Raw genomic sequence first — 19,058 nt, 5'->3', positions numbered from 1 at the left:
TAACCCGGTTTAGATGTTTGAAACTATTAGACTTCATTTTTTCAGATGTTAAAAGCTTCGGGAACGACACAATAATAGTATTTTTACTACTATTTTATTTAAGGGCAAAAAAAAAAGAGGACTGATCCTCTTTTTATATTGAATAAATTTTAGTAACTAATTTCTCTAGGAGATGGTACACTGGTTAGTCCTAACCAAATAAAACCAACCAAGTGACCAATTATCCTGAGAATCCCAACACCAATCATCAATGTGGGGATATTTGCTCAATGTTCCACGATCGAGCGCCTACAAATTCAAAAAAAACATGACTAAATTTTAAATAAGGCTTTATTTTTTATTCTACTAAAACTGTAAAATCATATTATGGGCGTATGCAACGCCATGAATCATATTCACAAATCGATCCTTTCGGACACGTTCCGTCTTCGTAACAGGCAAGACCTCCTTTAATTACTTTTTTTTCTTCCTTAGTAAGCTCTTTGGCTCCTTCAAGGTTTAATATTTTTTTTAACATAACGTAAGTTTTTGTGAGTTATACTTCAGCTACTTAGAGACATCGAAGTTCATGTCTGTATTTGTATTACTTTATTTATGCTATTTTTTCTAAAACTTCTATTTCTTTTTCTTCTACAAAATCATTTAAAAAATATTTCAATTCGCTTAGCTCATATTCATTGGGAAATATTTTCTCATTGACAATCTTAACAGGCGTATAATTAAAATTGTTTTTAGAACACCATTCGTATTGTTTTTGTATCTCCTGGTTTATCAACATGCTTACAGGTTCTGTATGCCATTTTTTCAACCATTTTTTAAGACCTGTTTTTTTAATGTGCCAATCTGAGATCGCTTCTACAGTTTTCCCCGGAGTAGCCCTGTTTATGGTTAAAAGTCGCTCCACAACAATCTTATAAGGATTATCTATATTTTCAGGATTAACATTAAACAATACATTTAGAAATATCTTGTCCGGAAATCTTAACACCAGATCAAAGGCTTCCTGAAAAGTTTTGTGACAATGTCCGCAACTTGGGCTTATTATCACTGATAATTTTATTCCTGCATTTCTGTTTCCAAAATTCAGCCCTCTTAAATCTTCAAATCCTGCCGTGTATGGCACTTTTTTGGATAAAAAATTTAATAAGGAGAAGTTTCTTTTAAACTTTTTCAACTCTTTTAAATCACCATCAACATTTAATATGTTCCTGATAATGGGTTTTAAAGCCATCCATAACGTTATTAAAAAGATTAGTGAGAATAAGAATGGGAAAACATTGCCAAAACTAAAACTCAGGGTAAAAAAATCGGATGCAAACCAAATAACACTTTGTACCAAAATCAGAGTTGAAACTGCCAGGCACATTACACACCATTTTTGAATTTCAAATTTCTGTATCCAAATTGATGTAACAACAACCGGAATTGCCAGTAAGCTCAGAAAACCAATAAAAATTGCGGATTCTGCAGGCTTAAGCAGGATTGCCAAAAAACCTGAACTAAAAAAGATCAGAGGCAAATCTGAAAAACCAACCCATTTTCTACTTGAACCATCAAAATTAAGAACGGAATTGCAAGAAGTATTAGGAGTAAGATTGCAAATCTTAGAAATAAGACTATTTTTTAAACCTAATTTTTCCTGAACAATTAAAATGCTAACGATTAATCCTAAAAGCGATGTAAATAAAAATGTTCCGCTTAAAAAATTATAACTATTATAAAAAAAAGACAATCCAACTAAAAGAAATAACGGAACGTAATACTTTACGTTTTTAAACTGCTCCTGCAATCCGTCTCTTCCCACTATGTTGTTTGGCTCAATTGCTACTATCACACCATTCCAGTCTAAAAGAAAACTATCATACGATATTTTCTGACTTCCATTTTTTATAGTTTCAATACGAACATAATCGTTTGTTCTTTCAACCAAAGTAAGTTCTTCTTTAAAATAAGCTAAAAAATTAGATGGTAAATTCTCGATCTGTTCTTTCGAAACACGTACTGCAGCATTCTCCACAGACAACAAATCCAACGAATCTGTTATCGCAAACAAACTTGGATAATTTGGGTGAGAAAGAAACAAATCTTTAAACTCATTTTTTATATCCGAGTACTTGTTAATTAGAAGAAATTTCTGAACCAGTTTTAACATCTTATCGTGGCATTTAAATCATAACTACGATGCAAATATTGTAGTTTTTATTTGAAAAAAATGCCTTTGTATATACTTTTTATTAATTATAGCACATACAATTTATAAATTATACCAGCCTGAATAAAACACTCAAGTATTTGTATTTCAATAAATTAAACTAAATTTACATGGCGTAAAATCGCAAAAAGCCCATTCTCGATTAAGGGTTTTGCTTTTTGTCTAGTTTTGAAAAAGTTAAATCATAACACACAAAAACATGACAAAAAAAAAATTAAAATTCGAAGATTTTGACGCAGAAAAATTATCAGCAAATCAGCAAAAAAAAGTACTTGGAGGGAATATTCCCGAGGAGGAAAAAGATCCGGTTCGAGGTTCAGGAGGTAATAATAATGGAAATGGATAATTAAAATAAACAGATAAAAAGCATAACTTTAATAAATGAATATTATGGAAAGTAAAAAGTTAACATTCGAAGATTTTAAAGCTGAAAAAATAACCAGAAACCAACAAAAAATGGTTCGCGGTGGTGATGGTACAACTGGCGGAGAGGATCCTACGGGCGAAGATCCGATTGATGGAAAAGACCCTATCAGAGGCGGCGGAGGTACCGGCAACGGAAATGGAAACGGCTAAGATTTCCCCGAAAAAATTAAATATTATTCGCAAACTGAGCTGGAGATACTCCAGTTCTTTTGCGAAATGATTTTGCAAAAGATACTGCATTCTTAAAACCTACACTCTCTGCAATCGCCTGCGTAGAGTATTTGCGGTACATATGATTGGTAATCATCTCATTGATTACATAATTAATTTTAAGCTCATTAGAATATTCCCCAAAGGATTTTCCAAATCTTTTATTGACCACATAAGATAAATAAGTGGTATTTGTCTTTATCTTTTTGGCGACGTAAGACAACGTAAAATCAGCATTTAAGTATTCCAGTTTATTTTCTAAGGCCAGCAGTTTTTCTACAATTTTATTCTCTTTAGCCTCGTCGATACTCAGATTAGCATTTTCTTTCTTCAGCAATACGTCTTCTTCCTGCTCCACTGCGGCAATTTCGATCTGAGGATTTTCTTTTTTCTCGAGATTAGCTTTAAATTCTTCAATCAGCGCATTCATTTTTTTATGCGCCTTATTTTTATCCCTGATATTTTTAATCAGTAAAAAGACAATTCCAATAACCAGTAAAACATAAAAAACCTTCAGTGCCTTATTCAATAACACATCCTTTTCATATTTTTTCTGAATAGTGACCATCTCATTGCTCAAATCACCTGTTCCTAATTTGTAATTAACCTCTAAAGCCTCATTGTTTAATTTTGCTTCCGATTTCTCATAATTATCCAGGTATATTTTTGAATGTTTGAAAGCCATTTCAGGTTCTTTCTTTATATTATAAATTTTTGCCTGATAGTAATTGGACTTTAAAAAGCTTTCATCTTTTCTGTTATCCACCATCGAAACAGAATCTACTTTTTTGAAGAAAACCAGCGCTTTGTCATACTTTTTTATTTCATAATATAAATTACCCAGATTATAGGTTGCAATTTTATGCTCTCTGTTAAAATTATTCTGTTGCGCAAAAAATATAATATTGTAGTAGGTCTTTTCAGCATTCTTAAAATCATTTTTCATATAATAAACATTCCCTAAACTTATTTTAGCAGAAATATTATTCATTGGCAGATTTTGAGAATAGGAAACTGTTTTTTGGTAGAAATATGCTGCAGAGTCCAGCAATCTGGTCTGGCTCTGGTTTTTCATATACCAACTTTCATAAGACCCTGCCAGAGTAAGATTATTATTACTCTTTATGGTATGAAACTGATCTTTGGTATAAAAGCTTTCATTTTTGTCTATAAAATCATTGATCTGTTTTAAGTTTTTTATAGCCAGTTGGTAATTGCCGATCGCATCATTAATAAAAGCAATGTTACTTTTGAATTTTACAATCTGAATAATATCGTCTATCTGAACTGAAATTTTCATTCCTTTCTGGTAATTTTCCAGGGCAGCACTATAGTTACCTTTAGCGGCATCTATCAATCCTCCATAGTTGTACAGGTACGACTTAAGCTGAATCTTATCTCTGGATTCCGGCATTTTATCTAAGTACTGAAATGCCAGTGTATATCTTTCTGTGGATTTTGCGGTGTTATCTTTTAATTGAAATAAATAGGCCAATGCAACATTTGCAAAAGCCATGTGCTTATTATTGTCCGATTTGGCCATTTTATAAGCATATACTGCTGCACTATCTCTATTTGCGTTAAGATTTAAACGTATTTTATCCTGCAAGAGCAAATATTCTTGTTCCGTTAACTCTTTCTTTTGTTGTGCAAAAGAATTATTCAGGACAAAAAAAAGTAAAAAAGAGATGATCAGCCTCATTTATATTGTTTTTGGGACTCAAAAATAGTTTATAAATAACCAATAAACTAAATTTAATTCGTCTTATTCTTATTTATTTTTATTCAATGTTGCTAAAATATAACAAATTACCTTTGTTTTGTTATATTTTTATTGCGTAAATTTGTTTTGTAAAACTAACTAAAGATGAAACCAGACTTATTTCAGGCCCCGGATTATTACAACCTTGACGATTTATTGACAGACGAACACAAATTGGTTCGTGATTCTGCACGTGCATGGGTAAAAAGAGAAGTTTCTCCTATTATAGAAGAATATGCTCAAAAAGCAGAGTTCCCGAAACAAATTATTAAAGGGCTTGGAGAAATTGGTGGTTTCGGACCGTATATTCCTGAAGAATATGGCGGAGCAGGATTAGACCAGATTTCTTATGGCCTGATCATGCAGGAAATTGAGCGCGGTGATTCGGGTGTGCGATCCACTTCATCTGTGCAGTCTTCCTTAGTAATGTATCCAATCTGGAAATACGGAAACGAAGAACAAAGAATGAAATACCTGCCAAAACTGGCAACCGGTGAATTTATGGGATGTTTTGGCCTTACAGAACCTGACCACGGTTCTGATCCGGGGAGCATGATCACCAATTTTAAAGACATGGGTGACCATTACCTTTTAAATGGTGCCAAAATGTGGATTTCGAATGCTCCGTTTGCTGATATTGCAGTTGTATGGGCCAAAGATGAAACCGGCAGAATCCATGGTTTAATTGTAGAACGCGGTATGGAAGGTTTTTCTACTCCCGAAACACATAATAAATGGTCTCTTCGCGCCTCCTCAACAGGAGAGCTGATTTTTGACAATGTAAAAGTTCCTAAAGAAAATCTTTTGCCTAACAAATCTGGTTTGGGAGCACCTCTTGGCTGTTTAGATTCAGCGAGATACGGAATCGCCTGGGGAGCAATCGGAGCAGCAATGGACTGTTACGATACAGCACTTCGTTATGCTAAAGAACGTATTCAGTTTGGAAAACCAATTGCGGGAACTCAGTTACAGCAAAAAAAATTAGCCGAAATGATTACCGAAATTACAAAAGCACAATTGCTAACCTGGCGTTTAGGCGTTTTAAGAAATGAAGGAAAAGCAACGACTGCACAGATTTCGATGGCCAAAAGAAACAATGTTGATATGGCTATTCATATCGCCCGTGAAGCCAGACAAATGCTGGGCGGAATGGGAATTACAGGCGAATATTCGATTATGCGTCACATGATGAATCTCGAAAGTGTGATTACCTATGAAGGCACACATGATATTCATTTATTAATTACGGGAATGGATGTAACTGGAATTCCAGCATTTAAATCGTAATCAACTATTAATATATATACAAAATCAATATAAAAAAGCTTCTTGGTAACGGGAAGCTTTTTATCTTTGCCTCAAAATTTACGAAAATGAATATTGAAAGTATAAATAATAGCATTCAACCCCAAAAAGATCAGCTTTTACAACATTCACTATATAATAAAATACAAAGTATAGATGATTTACATAGTTTTTTGGAAAACCATGTTTTTGCTGTTTGGGATTTTATGTCATTATTAAAGGCATTGCAGGCTAAACTTACCTGTACTACAACACCCTGGTTTGCGACAAAAAATCCGGAGACGAGATATTTAATCAACGAAATTGTCCTGGCCGAAGAAACCGATTTAACAATTGACGGAAGGAGACAAAGCCATTACGAGATGTATCTGGAAGCTATGGAGGATTGCGGAGCAGATACCAACGGTATCAAGGCCTTTTTGTCTCAAGTACATTCGCTTCATAATATCTTTGTTGCCATCAAGCAAAGTACGCTTCATCCTGATGTAAAGTCCTTTTTAGATTTTACTTTCAGGGTTATCGAACAGGGGAAACCACACGAAATTGCTGCTGCTTTTACTTTCGGAAGAGAAGACCTCATTCCGGGTATGTTTACTGAAATCCTTAAAAATTTCCAGAAAAACCTGCCGGAAACCGATTTAAGCAAATTGCTTTATTATTTTGAAAGACATATCGAACTTGATGCAGACGAACACGGACCAATGGCGATGCAAATGATTACGGATCTTTGCGAAGAAGATGCCCAAAAATGGAAAGAGGTGGAAGAAATTTCAATTTTAGCATTAGAAAAAAGAATTGGTCTCTGGAATGCCATTGAAGAAGAAATCCTGATGAAAGCAGAAATGGTGTAAAACCAAAACTGCCTTTTTAACGTAACTATTTGTTTAGCATTCCAACTTAATTTAACCAAATTATGGCAACAGAGTTCAAACAAATAGTTATTGTTTTATTTTCAATTTTCCTTATGAGCTGCAGTTCTGATGAAATGTCTTCACAAAACAACTTTATAATTGTACCTCCTGCAACAATTCCGGTCACTCCTGTTGTCAATTCAATTAATTATCTGGCTCTGGGAGACAGTTATACCATTGGTCAGAGTGTGTGCGAAACCTGCCGATATCCCGAACAGCTCAAAGCAAGCCTTAAAGCCCTTTATCCTCAAAAAAGCATTTCACTGGACGTCATTGCCAAAACCGGCTGGACTACTACTAATTTAATTTCCGAAATAAAAGCACAAAATCCAAAATCGAACTACGATCTGGTCACATTGCTAATAGGCGTAAACAATCAATACCAGGGCAGAAATTTTTCGATCTATGAAAAAGAATTTCCGGAGTTGGTTACCAAAGCGATTGCGCTGGCCAAAGGCAATAAAAAAAATGTAATTGTTATTTCTATTCCGGATTATGCCTATACTCCGTTTGGTAAAGTCCAGATGGAAGGCCAGGGCGAAAAAATAACTGCAGAAATAAACAAATACAATATGTTTGCAGAGCAATATTGCATGAGTAACAATGTTGTTTTTGTTTCGATTACCGACATTACACGTCAGGGGCTTCTTAATCCCGCGCTGGTAGCCGGAGATGGCCTGCATCCGTCTGAAAGTGCTTATAAATTATTCACAGAGAGACTATTGCCGAAGGTAAAAACGGTGCTTCAAAATTAATAGTTTATGCTGCTGTGTATTTTTCATAAGTACCTTAAAACAGTAAATGTATCAAAAAAGAGGAAATAGCTCCAAGAACAAACCATAGCAATCTTGAAACACGATTGTCACGGATGATTTCCATTTTATCCAGATCTTCCATAGTGTTGATTTATAGGACAAAAATAAAGTAACACAAAAAAGCAAATAGTCCGTAAAAGTCATAAGTCTGTCAAAATAAGACAACTATTGATCTTTATAAAAAAATAATAGCTTTTATAAAGCGCCCCACCCTAACAAATCGGAGCACCCAGAAGAATTCTCAAAAAATATATTTAATTTTACTTTCCCGTGCTGCTACTAACATAGGGGAATACCCATACAGACTATGCAAGTTTTGCCTCCCAAGGAATTATCAGCTTATATAAAACATTATCTTTTTTTAGAGAACAACAACAGCACTTCGCAGCAACTCCGCTTTTTTTCTGATGGCAATACCGGTATCGTATTTTCACAAAAGAGCAAACTGATCTCCGGATTAAGCAATTCCGAAACACAAAATTACCTGCCCGGTTCTTTTTTATACGGACAGCCAGACGGTTTTAAAAATATTTATTCGGACAACGGAATGCTGATTGTTATTGTTGTTTTTCAGCCTAATGGCATCAACCAGCTATTGGGAATTTCCGGCAGTGCATTTCGCGATGCTATTATTACTATTGATGCCGTATTGGGCAGCAAAGGTTTGGAATTGGAGGAAAAATTAGCGGAACAGGCCACAATTCAGGGGAGATTACGACTGTTAAATCAATTTTTTAAACGGATTGAAGCAAAAAAACCCAAAACCAGCCAGTTAATCACAAATGCCTCACTAGATTTTATTCTCAAAAACAACGGCCAGCTTACTATCAGTCAATTAGTGACTTACACAGGTTATACGGAAAGACATATCGAAAGAAAATTTACCGAGGGCGTTGGATTAAATCCGAAACAATTCGCTAACATAATAAAACTGCATCATTTTTTAGGGCTTTTGAAAAACAAAACGGATACTACCTCGCTCACCTCACTTTCTTATGAAGCCGGTTTTTCGGACCAGTCCCATTTAATACGGGAATTCAAAAAACATACGGGAATAACACCACGGGAGTACCTGTATCATACCGAAAAGCTAACCAATAATTTCATTGAAACCTTCCCGAAAAATACTCTTTAAAATGTCGGTTTTGTACAATTTCTAAAGTACCTGTCGTGCTATTTTTGGTCTATTCTTAATTGTTTACCAAATGAAAAATCTAAAAATAGCTACTGCTCAGTTTGAAAACAGGAGCGGCGACAAGGAGTACAATTTATCTGTAATTGAAAAACTTTCAGAGAAAGCATCCCAGGAAGACTGTGATGTAATCGCATTTCACGAATGTTCTGTCACAGGATATACGTTTGCCCGGCATTTATCAAAAGAACAACTGCTTGAGGTAGCAGAAATCATCCCTGAGGGCAACAGCATTCTAAAGCTTACAGCAATAGCAAAAAAGAATAACATTATTGTATTGGCGGGGCTTTTTGAAAAAGATGAAAATAACAATTTATTCAAAGCTTATGTCTGTGTCGACAAAAATGGTTTAGTGGCCAAATACAGAAAGCTGCATCCGTTTATCAATCCGTATCTCACTCCGGGAGACGCTTATTGCATTTTTGAAATCGGCGGCTGGAAATGCGGTATCCTGATTTGTTACGACAATAATATCATTGAAAATGTGCGCGCCACCGCTCTTCTGGGAGCTCAGATAATCTTCATGCCACACGTGACCATGTGTACCCCTTCTACGAGGCCGGGCGCCGGCTTTGTGGCTCCCGAACTTTGGAAGAACCGTGAAACCGACCGCACTTCCCTACGAATAGAATTTGACGGAATGAAAGGCCGTGACTGGCTGCTGAAATGGCTGCCGGCAAGAGCGTATGACAATGCCATTTATGCGGTCTTTTCAAACCCCATCGGTATGGACGACGACCAGCTGAAAAACGGATGCGCTATGATTATTGATCCTTTTGGCGACATCATTACTGAATGCCGCTCTTTTGAGGACTCTTTTGCCTCAGCGATCCTTACTCCTGAAAAATGCCTTCAGGCCGGAGGATACCGTTATATAAAAGCCCGAAGACCCGATTTATATAAAGACATTATTGGTCAGGATCATATAGCCGAACAAAATGTAGCATGGCTTAGCATTGAAGAAAAAAAGAGTTAAAACCAACAATGGCAAAGCATTTCAACTCTTAAAAATTTATCTTTGGTGTAGATTCATCTACAGCATAATTACAACTAATGGAATTTTTTAACACAACAAATCAGGATATCGATGCCGTTTTCGATATCTACCAGAAGGCTACCGCTTATCAAAAAACCGTCAACACAAAAAGCTGGAGAGGCTTTGAAAAAGCACTGATCGAAAAGGAGATTGAAGAAAACCGCCATTTTATAATCAGGGAAGAAGGCGAAATTGCCTGTACTTTTGTGCTTACTTTCAACGATTTGATTATCTGGAAAGAAGCTGCTGCAGATCCTGCCGTGTACCTTCATCGTATTGCCACGAATCCAAAATTCAGGGGACAATCATATGTCAAAAAAATCGTAGAATGGGTTAAGGCGTATGCCAAAGAAAACGGCAAAGAATATATCCGACTGGATACCCATAGCGGCAACGAAAGAATAAACCAATATTACACAAGCTGTGGTTTTGAGTACAAAGGCATCAGTACTATAGAATGGACAGCTGAATTACCGGAACATTATAAAGAAGGTTCTTTTAGTTTGTTTGAAATTAAGCTTTAAAAATCCAAGCCCTTGCGAAATTTTCACAAGGGCTTGGATTTTTTCATAATGCTTCTTTATTTGTAATTTTCAAAATCTACATCTACTTTTTCAAACTGTTGCGCCTTTTCTAAAATCGAATTGATTCGGTGCAGGCCCTCCTGATTGTTATCGGCCATAATAAAGGCAAATCCCCAGATATCTTTTGAAACGGTAAATGTTCCGGCATCGGAGTCTATGGTCATCAGCACCTCATCGTTCATCCAAAGATCCAGAATATCAATCATTTTTGGGTTTATTTCTTTGATTGCCTCCATAAAATCCGGAAAAAAGCTTTCCTTTTCGGCCCCGCCAAAAACATCGATTAAAAGTTCTTCTGACTGGTATCCCGGGCGAAAATAATACTGATACATTTTTTTTCTGTTTTAGTTAAACAATAGTACGCAGATCCTTTATAATTAGAAACTTTTTAGAAGGAATTTTGCCGTTCCTTTTACCCTTGTCATGGACAGTGTTAACATGGCTTTTTCTCCGTCACGTTACCGTCACTCCTCCGTCACCGCTCCGTCACTCCTATACATGAACTTTATAGTAGATTTTGGGTAGATTTGGTCTTTTTTTTTCATGTTGTCAGGAATACTGGCTCTTATTTCGCGGCTTTTTTCCATAGCCGTAAAAGAACAATCCCCTCTCCCGAAACCAAAATACCAATCGTATCTTTTTTTACGTTCCTGAAAGTATAGTTTCTTTTTAAATGAACAGCTTTTTTTCGTTTTTGACCTCCTTTTAAAGCCTCTTTACTACGAATATCAAATGAAACCCTACACTTATCAATCGCTTTTTGTATAAATCATTTTATTCTATACGTTTGCAGCACCTAATTTCAAGAACAACCAAAGTTATGTTTAAAGAAGGGAAAATGGCTATTGACAGCAGGTCTGTTTTTTAAATTATGAAGGTTTTTTAAGACTATTTTATTTTCAAAATAAAAATCAAAAAATGTTAGAAACGTAAAAATATTACCCATGAGTTAATTAGATTCGCACTCGGAATTAACACTCCGATTAACGTCCCTTATTTTATGAAAAAACTATACTTGCTGCTGCTCTTATCGTCTTGTTTAAGTGCGTTCAACACTTCTTTTGGGAAAATAGTGGATGCAAACGGGATCTGTTTGTTTTACTAACTACGAACGTAAATATTACTTCACTGCCCTTAATATAAAGCTCTATTTATAAAAACAATTAAAACTATAATTCTAAAATGACTAAAAACACAAAATTCAAATTAACGTTTTTAACCTTTTCATTATTTTTTAAGATTTCAGTTATTTGTTCACAAAATACGTACGAACCTAAAATTTTTCCTCCTGATCCCAATGTTCAGTTAATGAATAAGTTTATAGAACAGCCTGTTTCATTAAACTCCGGACTGGCAAACGTTTCAATACCAATCTATACCATTGGTTTAGACGGTTTACAGCTACCTCTAAATTTAGATTATTTTACAGGGGGCGTCAGGGTTAACGAAATAGCCTCAGAAGTTGGCCTGGGCTGGACTCTGAATTTAGGAGGAAGTATCTCAAGGGCGGTAAGAAGTAATCCGGATGATTTAGATGGCGGATATATGAATACAATATATACCGTTGCACAGGCAAGAGCAGGAGTTGAGAATGTTGAATTCAATAATGACCTGCAATATCTTGACCAAAGAGATTATGAGCCGGATGTTTTTACTTTTAATTGTTCCAGTTTTAGCGGCAAGTTTTATTTTGATAAAGAGCAGAATGAGTTTATACAGGTACCTAAAACAGATGCTAAAATCAGGTACAGTAGAAATTCTGCCGGGCAAATCATCTCATGGATCCTGACGGACGATAAAGGAAATCAATATTTTTTCGGACAAACTGAAGACCTTTCAAGAACACAGATTGAGAGAAGCAGTTCAACAATATCCAGGTCATATACCGATACAGGAATTGTTGGCGGTGCGTCCAATATAGCGGACCATATTATTACATGGTACCTTATGGAAGTAAAAACAGTAGCTTCTAATAAAGTAAGTTTCTTTTACACTGAAAGTGCCGAATATTCTGATGTCATCAAGACAGAACAAAGTTTTTTATATAAGGGAATTTTGGTTAACAACGATCAGGGACAAGAACTTTCCTCTGGTTTTTTACAAAGAATAATAAAAAACACTTCCGTTTCTAGAATTGAAACAAAAAATGAGCAGATTCTTATAGCCCAAAGCAGCCAGTCGAGATTAGACGCAACGAATGCTAAAAGTCTGGAATATGTCACCGTACTCAATAACAAAGGCAGCCAGATTAAAAAATTCAAATTCAATTATGGGTATTTTTCTTCTCTGGAAAATACAAATGAAACGAGAATTTCAAATCCGGAGCAATATAAGTATCGCTTAAAACTTTTGTCTTTAAACGAACTCAATACTGAAAATACCGCCGTTAAAACGACCAGTTTTACTTATGAAAACAGTTTTCTTCCCAACAGAAACTCCAATGCGCAGGATGCCTGGGGCTTTTACAATGGGAAATCAAATGTAACCTTAATTCCGGATCTTGCACAGATAACCAAAATCAACAGAAGCTTTTTAGCCAATAGGAATATCGATGAGGACTTATCCAAAGCTTTTATACTTAAAAGCATGAAACTTCCAACAGGAGGGACTGTAGAATATGAGTACGAATCAAACCGCGTGGGTTTGATTGAGAACAAATCCTATCCTGAAAATTTTGATCAAAAAGAAAGTAAAGCACTTTATTTTACGCCACTGGTTCCGGATCCTGGCCCGGAAGGAAATGGCAATTTAAATTTTGACAATTATTACCGTCAAAATTTTACCATTCAGAATGTAACCGGTCCGGTAGCAATAACCGTAAATATTGAAGGTTGTTCTAATACCCCTGTCCCCTCTTTGGATTGTCATTTTTTCCTAAAAATTAAAGGAATCACAAATCCGGGGTATACGCAGAATATTTATAGTGGCCAATTTACTTTAAACCTTCCTGATGGCGAATATTATGTTGAAGCAACCAAAAATGGTTCTCCTGTTTCTAACTATGCCTTTACCTCGTCTTTATTCTGGAACGAGAAAATGTTAAGTCCGGAAGGAGGAGAACGGGTTGGAGGGCTGCGTATCGCAAAAGTAACCCTGAAAGAAGCCAATCAGCCTGATATCGTTAAGCAATTTAAATACATTAACCCTGCACTCGGTGTAACCAGTGGCAGAATGTATCAATACCCTGTTTTTTTTGAAGCTAATTATAAAGGCAATGAAGATGTTGGTTCTTTTAAAGCAACTTCCAGCAGTATAGTACAAACCTCCCTGACAGCAAATACGCCTGTTTCGTACCAATATGCAGCCGTTTTAATGCCTTCGAGTAAAGATTCAAAATTAAACGGTAAAATTGAATATGAATATGCTACTAATTTTTCTTCTTTGGAGAACACTGGTGTATACAGAACCATTAGTCTTGATAAAACAGAGAAAAATATTGGATGGCTGGAAGGAAAACTCCTTCATGAGAAAACATTTGCGTATGATAATGATAATAAGACCTATAACTTAATAGAGGAAACTATCAATAATTATGAAATTTTAGATCCAAAAAGTATTCCCAACTTTGGAGTCCTTTTTGAACACAGGGGAGTGTATCAGGCTTTAGCTGGCGGACCTGCGGAAGTTAATTTCTATAGATTTGCATTTTATCCCCTTTTTACAGGAAGACATAAAATGACCTGGTCGTTAAATAAAAAATATCTTACCAACGGGCCCGTTGAGCAACTGACCAATTACCAATATAAAACTGAGACCGATTTATTAAAATCACAAAAAGAGAAAACGTCTCTCGCAAATGAAGAGACCGAAACGAAATACTACTATGCTCCCGATGCTGAAATGAGCACGGAACCCTTCATCAACGAATTAAAAACAGCCAATATTGTTAGTACCCCTCTGGTCGTACAAACCTTTAAAGCGGGAGTAAAATTATCGGAGCAAAAAACAGTTTACGATAAAAGTGCTGCCACCAGCGGCTTGTTACTTCCCAAAACGGTATATGCCAACAAAGGATTAGCGGCTATAAATGTAAATCTGGATAAAAAAATTACTTTTAATCAATACGATACAAACGGAAACATTCTTCAATATACTTTAGAGAGCGGTGTTCCGGTGAGCATTATCTGGGGTTATACCAAAACACAGCCGATTGCCAAAATAGAAAATGCCACCATCCCGCAAATTACCACAGCATTAGGTGTTTCAGACCTTAGTGCTTTAAACGAAACGAATCTTACCGCTATCAACAACTTACGAAATAATAGCACTTTTGTTAATGCTATGATCACCACCTACACCTTTATTCCCGGGGTAGGCATCAGTACCAGAACCGATCCTAAAGGAGATACTACCACTTTTACCTATGATACTTTCGGAAGGCTGGAATTCGTAAAAGATAAAAACGGAAATATCCTTTCTGAGAACCAATACAACTACAAACCCTAAACCAAAAACAGCATGAAAAATTTTATAAAACTTCTTTTGGTTTTGTTTCCTGTTATGGTCATTGGCCAGACAAAGACCCAAAATTATATCAAGACGGTAACCTACAAGACAGCAAGTCTCACGGCAATACCAACTCCCACCCCTACTCAGTCCTCCCAAAATATAACCTATTTTGACGGACTCGGAAGACCCGTACAGCAAATTGCCGTACAGCAGTCTAATACTGGAAAAGACATTGTAACTCCAATTGAGTACGATGGTTTCGGCACGCAGGTAAAGGAATACCTTCCGTTTGCTTCGGCTCAAACCACTTCAGCATATATCAATCCAACAACCCTGGTTTCGGATTTAGTAGCACAATACAAAACCAATTACGGGACTATCAATGCCAACCCCTATAGTGAGAAACAATTAGAAGCTTCACCGCTTAATCGTGTCCAGAAACAAGCTGCTCCCGGAAACGATTGGAGTATGGGATTGGGGCATGAGATCAAAATGGACTACCAGACCAATGTAGGCAATGAGGTCAGACTCTTTACGGCTACCGCTGCCTGGGATCCTGCTGTAGGACTGTATGCAATCTCTTTTTTAAACAGTGGCACCTACTATGCCGCCGGACAGCTGTACAAAACAGTAACTTATGACGAGAATACGACAGCTCCGCTATCAGAACTAAATGGTTCCACCGTAGAGTTTAAAAATAAAGAGGGTCAGGTAGTATTAAAAAGAACCTACGGTACTGTAGGAACCGGAACCACAAATGAAAAACACGATACTTATTATGTGTATGATGTTTATGGTAATTTAACTTATGTCATCCCGCCAAAAGCTGTAGATCTTATTGGTGCTCCCACAGGCCTGCAGGCTGACGTGACCTCTACGGCAGTAGTTGCTTCCGCGACTTCCTTAGCCCTGACGGCTTCCAATTCGATTCGATTATTACCGGGATTTAATGCCAAGGCAGGCAGCACTTTTTCTGCTGTTATTGACAATGGTAATCAAACGATTCTCGACAATTTATGTTACCAATACAAATACGATTACCGCAACCGTATGGTAGAGAAAAAACTGCCCGGCAAACAATGGGAGTTTATCGTTTATGACAAATTAGATCGTGTTGTGGCTACAGGGCCTGCTAATTCTCCTTTTTCAGATCTTACGTCGGTGGGATGGCTCGTTACCAAATACGATGCTTTCAACCGACCGGTACTGACGGCATGGTTACCGGCCACCGTAAATAATACTACCAGAAACACCTTACAGGGAACCCAAAACACCACTACCGCTAACTTTAGCGAAACCAAAACGGAAACGGCAACCAACACTACTATAAAAGGAGTCGATTTCCTTTACAGTACTGTCGCCTGGCCAAAAGCAGATTATCATGTACTGACGGTAAATTATTATGACGATTATAATTTTCCAAATGCACCTGTAATGGAAACAAGCGTTGCAAACGGTGACCAGCTTGTGTATTACAACAACACAACCAAAAAACCAAAAGGACTCGCTACGGCAACCTGGACAAGGGTTCCTGATGTCAGTACCGACTATAAAAACGAACAGACCTATACCTTCTATGATGAAAAAGCAAGACCTGTTCGTTCCTATACCAAAAACTTTCTGGGAGGTTATACCTCTACCGACAGTAAACTGGACAGCTTTTCCGGACAATTGCAGTATAGCATTACCAAGCACAAAAGATCACCTTTGGCCTCTGATATTGAAATCATCACCAAAGACGCTTTTACCTATTCTGATCAGGACAGGTTAAAAACCCAGACTCATCAAATCGGGACAGTAACAACACCTGAGATTATTGCCAATAATTCTTATGATGAGTTGGGACAGCTGATTTCTAAAAAAGTTGGAAATACGATTGCGGCTCCAACCCAAAAAGTAGATTTTACCTATAACATTCGTGGATGGATGACGGGGATTAACAATACGGCTGCGCTTCAGCAAGGCAGTGATCCAAAAGATTTGTTTGCTTTTAAGATTAATTATAATAATATGCCTGGCATTACAGGTGGTAAAGCACTATACAACGGAAATATCTCGGAGACCTTCTGGATCAGTAGTTCTGAAGCAACCCCGGTAATACGAGGATATGCTTATTTATATGATAATCTTAACCGACTCAGGACAAGTTTTTATAAACGTGATGCTACCGTTAGCAATGCATACAGTGAGAACCTGACCTATGATAAAAATGGAAACATAGGAAGTCTCAGTCGTAACGGAAACAGTGAAACTGCCACACAAATTGATGCTTTGGTCTACACTTATACCAATAGCAATACCACCAACCAGCTTTTAAAAGTAGTCGATAGCGCCCCCGCTACTACTAAAATTTATGGTTTTGCTGACAGTGCCGCCAATACGGACGATTACAGTTATGATGCCAATGGTAATATGACCAAAGACAACAATAAAAACATCACGGCTATTACTTACAATCACTTAAATTTACCAACTAAGATAACTTTTGCCACCACTGGAAATATTGTGTACATTTACAATGCTGTGGGACAAAAAGTACAGAAAATTGTAAATGAAACGGGGAAAACTGCTATAACGACAGATTATCTAGGCGGTTACCAATATGTAAGTGCGCTACCTAAATTTTTTCCAACAGCCGAAGGGTATGTGGAAGTTTCAGGAAGTTCTTACAAATATGTATACCAGTACAAGGATCATTTGGGTAATATCCGTTTGAGCTATGACAAAAATCTTGTTCTTCAGGATGAAAACCAATATTATCCTTTTGGGCTACAACAAAAAAGACCTACCGATGTAATGGTAGCATCTAATTATAAGTATAAGTACAATGGAAAAGAGTTCCAAGACGAGTTACAGCTTAACGTTTACGATTATGGAGCACGTAATTATGACCCTGCTCTTGGTCGCTGGATGAATATTGACCCATTGGCTGAAAAATCAAGACGTTTTTCACCATATGTTTATGCGTTGAATAATCCTGTCTTCTTTATTGACCCTGATGGAATGGAAGCGATTGGTGGTATTACCGACCCCTCCGAATATAAACTTAACTCTATTTCTTATAACAGTAAAAATAAAACATATTCAATTAATGAAACTGTTAATACCACAAAAACAAATTCATCTTCTCGAAAAAATGAATTTGGAGCCACAGTCAAAACAACAAGTACAGTTAATACAACTATGAATTTTAATACAGTAATAAATAGTGCTGGAGAGGTATTGAAGACAGATAATAGCGTATCTACTACCACTACAGTTACAGAATCTCTAGTTAGTGAAAATGGTTCTGATATCCCAACAGATAATATAATGTCAACTAATTCAGATACAGTTTTAACTACTGATAATAAATCAATTGGTCCAATGGGAGCTACATTTGATAAATACTTAGATGAGGGTCATGGTATATTTAAAACACCAATTAGAAATGACCAAGAGGTAGTTGATGATTTGAACAAGGGACCTGAAGACCCTCATGCCACATCTGGCGGTTATGGTAGGCTTGTTAATTTTGCGGTTCGAAAACTTGTCGGAAATGATAATAAATTTTCAGAAGTAAGTAGAAAGTCAAAAACAGAGGGATTAAATAACAGTGATTTTCATTCTTCAGCATCAGTTTATTTTGCTAAAGCATTACAAACCACATTAACAAAAAAATAATTATGTCAAGAGAACTATTTGCATCAAAATTAACATCAATATGGATTGGAGGGCTTTTCTTTTGGATTTTCAAAGGATTTAAAGGGTCTTATCATGATATGATTTCTGAAAAATATGAAACCAGAAATTTATGGGTTGGGTATTTTATAATGTTAGCAGGAGCTTTAGGATTGGTTTATTTTATAGTTAAAGACGACCTATAAATATTACGATAATACAGATTTGCAATCTGCGTTCACAAAGAATCAAAAAAGCCACTTCAAAAGGAGTGGCTTTTAGTTAAATAATAAATGATATTATTACGGAATAGCCGTAAATGTACCTGTAGTGATATTGAATCTTTTTTCTACTATTTTAGTACCGTCACTGGAAAAACCGGTCAATTTGACCACCTAATTCCGGAGTAAATTGACCACCCGTTCCGGAGCAAACTGACCACCTAATTCCGGAGCAAATTGACCACCAGGTTTTGTGGTGAATTAAGTATTAAAAA

General features: G+C 36.4%; 15 protein-coding genes. 11 read left to right on the top strand and 4 right to left on the bottom strand.

What is annotated here, in order from left to right:
• Positions 1-364: 364 nt before the first annotated feature.
• Together D0817_RS25745 and D0817_RS22695 are read right to left on the bottom strand one after the other, a co-directional pair.
• Entirely contained in the window at positions 365-517 is a 153-nt protein-coding gene (locus tag D0817_RS25745) for a hypothetical protein (RefSeq protein ID WP_161568458.1), read from the bottom strand.
• Between the two features lie 75 nt (positions 518-592).
• On the bottom strand, positions 593-2,053 hold the full coding sequence (locus tag D0817_RS22695; RefSeq protein ID WP_238160931.1) for a vitamin K epoxide reductase family protein: 1,461 nt from the start codon (positions 2,051-2,053) through the stop codon (positions 593-595).
• A gap of 358 nt (positions 2,054-2,411) precedes the next feature.
• Between D0817_RS22695 and D0817_RS22690 the strand changes: the two genes are divergently transcribed.
• Together D0817_RS22690 and D0817_RS26065 are read left to right on the top strand one after the other, a co-directional pair.
• Entirely contained in the window at positions 2,412-2,558 is a 147-nt protein-coding gene (locus tag D0817_RS22690; protein ID WP_127340634.1) for an rSAM-modified peptide, read from the top strand.
• 44 nt (positions 2,559-2,602) lie between these two features.
• Entirely contained in the window at positions 2,603-2,788 is a 186-nt protein-coding gene (locus D0817_RS26065) for an rSAM-modified peptide (protein ID WP_193555368.1), read from the top strand.
• Positions 2,789-2,804: 16 nt separating this feature from the next.
• Here D0817_RS26065 and D0817_RS22680 read toward each other — a convergent pair whose 3' ends face one another.
• Positions 2,805-4,550: a helix-turn-helix domain-containing protein gene (locus D0817_RS22680; RefSeq protein ID WP_127340633.1), complete on the bottom strand. Its 1,746-nt coding sequence runs from the start codon at positions 4,548-4,550 to the stop codon at positions 2,805-2,807.
• Between the two features lie 165 nt (positions 4,551-4,715).
• On the opposite strand from D0817_RS22680, the gene D0817_RS22675 reads away from it, so the two are divergent.
• The 6 genes from D0817_RS22675 (at position 4,716) to D0817_RS22650 (ending at position 10,393) form a co-directional block, all read left to right on the top strand.
• Entirely contained in the window at positions 4,716-5,897 is a 1,182-nt protein-coding gene (locus D0817_RS22675) for an acyl-CoA dehydrogenase family protein (protein WP_127340632.1), read from the top strand.
• Positions 5,898-5,983: 86 nt separating this feature from the next.
• Positions 5,984-6,766 (top strand): DUF3050 domain-containing protein, encoded by a 783-nt coding sequence (locus D0817_RS22670; RefSeq protein WP_127340631.1) that lies wholly within the window; start codon positions 5,984-5,986, stop codon positions 6,764-6,766.
• Between the two features lie 62 nt (positions 6,767-6,828).
• Positions 6,829-7,581 carry an SGNH/GDSL hydrolase family protein gene (locus D0817_RS22665; RefSeq protein WP_127340630.1) on the top strand — a complete coding sequence of 251 codons (753 nt, stop codon included), beginning with the start codon at positions 6,829-6,831 and terminating at the stop codon, positions 7,579-7,581.
• A 367-nt stretch (positions 7,582-7,948) separates the two neighbouring features.
• Positions 7,949-8,776: an AraC family transcriptional regulator gene (locus tag D0817_RS22660; protein WP_127340629.1), complete on the top strand. Its 828-nt coding sequence runs from the start codon at positions 7,949-7,951 to the stop codon at positions 8,774-8,776.
• A gap of 70 nt (positions 8,777-8,846) precedes the next feature.
• Positions 8,847-9,809: a nitrilase family protein gene (locus D0817_RS22655; protein WP_127340628.1), complete on the top strand. Its 963-nt coding sequence runs from the start codon at positions 8,847-8,849 to the stop codon at positions 9,807-9,809.
• Positions 9,810-9,886: 77 nt separating this feature from the next.
• Positions 9,887-10,393 carry a GNAT family N-acetyltransferase gene (locus D0817_RS22650; RefSeq protein ID WP_127340627.1) on the top strand — a complete coding sequence of 169 codons (507 nt, stop codon included), beginning with the start codon at positions 9,887-9,889 and terminating at the stop codon, positions 10,391-10,393.
• Positions 10,394-10,449: 56 nt separating this feature from the next.
• Here the strand turns inward: D0817_RS22650 and D0817_RS22645 are convergent, their stop codons facing one another.
• A complete protein-coding gene (locus tag D0817_RS22645; protein ID WP_127340626.1) occupies positions 10,450-10,785 on the bottom strand; it encodes a hypothetical protein in 336 nt (111 codons plus the stop codon).
• A 976-nt stretch (positions 10,786-11,761) separates the two neighbouring features.
• Here D0817_RS22645 and D0817_RS22640 point away from each other — a divergent pair.
• Genes D0817_RS22640 through D0817_RS22630 form a run of 3 tightly spaced genes read left to right on the top strand, consistent with a single transcriptional unit; the run spans position 11,762 to position 18,768 of the window.
• Complete coding sequence (locus D0817_RS22640) at positions 11,762-14,899, top strand: hypothetical protein (RefSeq protein WP_127340625.1); 3,138 nt, start codon at positions 11,762-11,764, stop codon at positions 14,897-14,899.
• Positions 14,900-14,911: 12 nt separating this feature from the next.
• A complete protein-coding gene (locus D0817_RS22635) occupies positions 14,912-18,565 on the top strand; it encodes a DUF6443 domain-containing protein (protein ID WP_238160930.1) in 3,654 nt (1,217 codons plus the stop codon).
• Positions 18,566-18,567: 2 nt separating this feature from the next.
• On the top strand, positions 18,568-18,768 hold the full coding sequence (locus D0817_RS22630; RefSeq protein ID WP_127340624.1) for a hypothetical protein: 201 nt from the start codon (positions 18,568-18,570) through the stop codon (positions 18,766-18,768).
• Positions 18,769-19,058 lie beyond the last annotated feature (290 nt).

Source organism: Flavobacterium cupreum (genome assembly GCF_003996965.1).
Lineage (GTDB): Bacteria > Bacteroidota > Bacteroidia > Flavobacteriales > Flavobacteriaceae > Flavobacterium > Flavobacterium cupreum.
The sequence above is the reverse complement of the archived record's forward strand: the minus strand, read 5'-3'. Positions and strand labels throughout refer to the sequence as shown.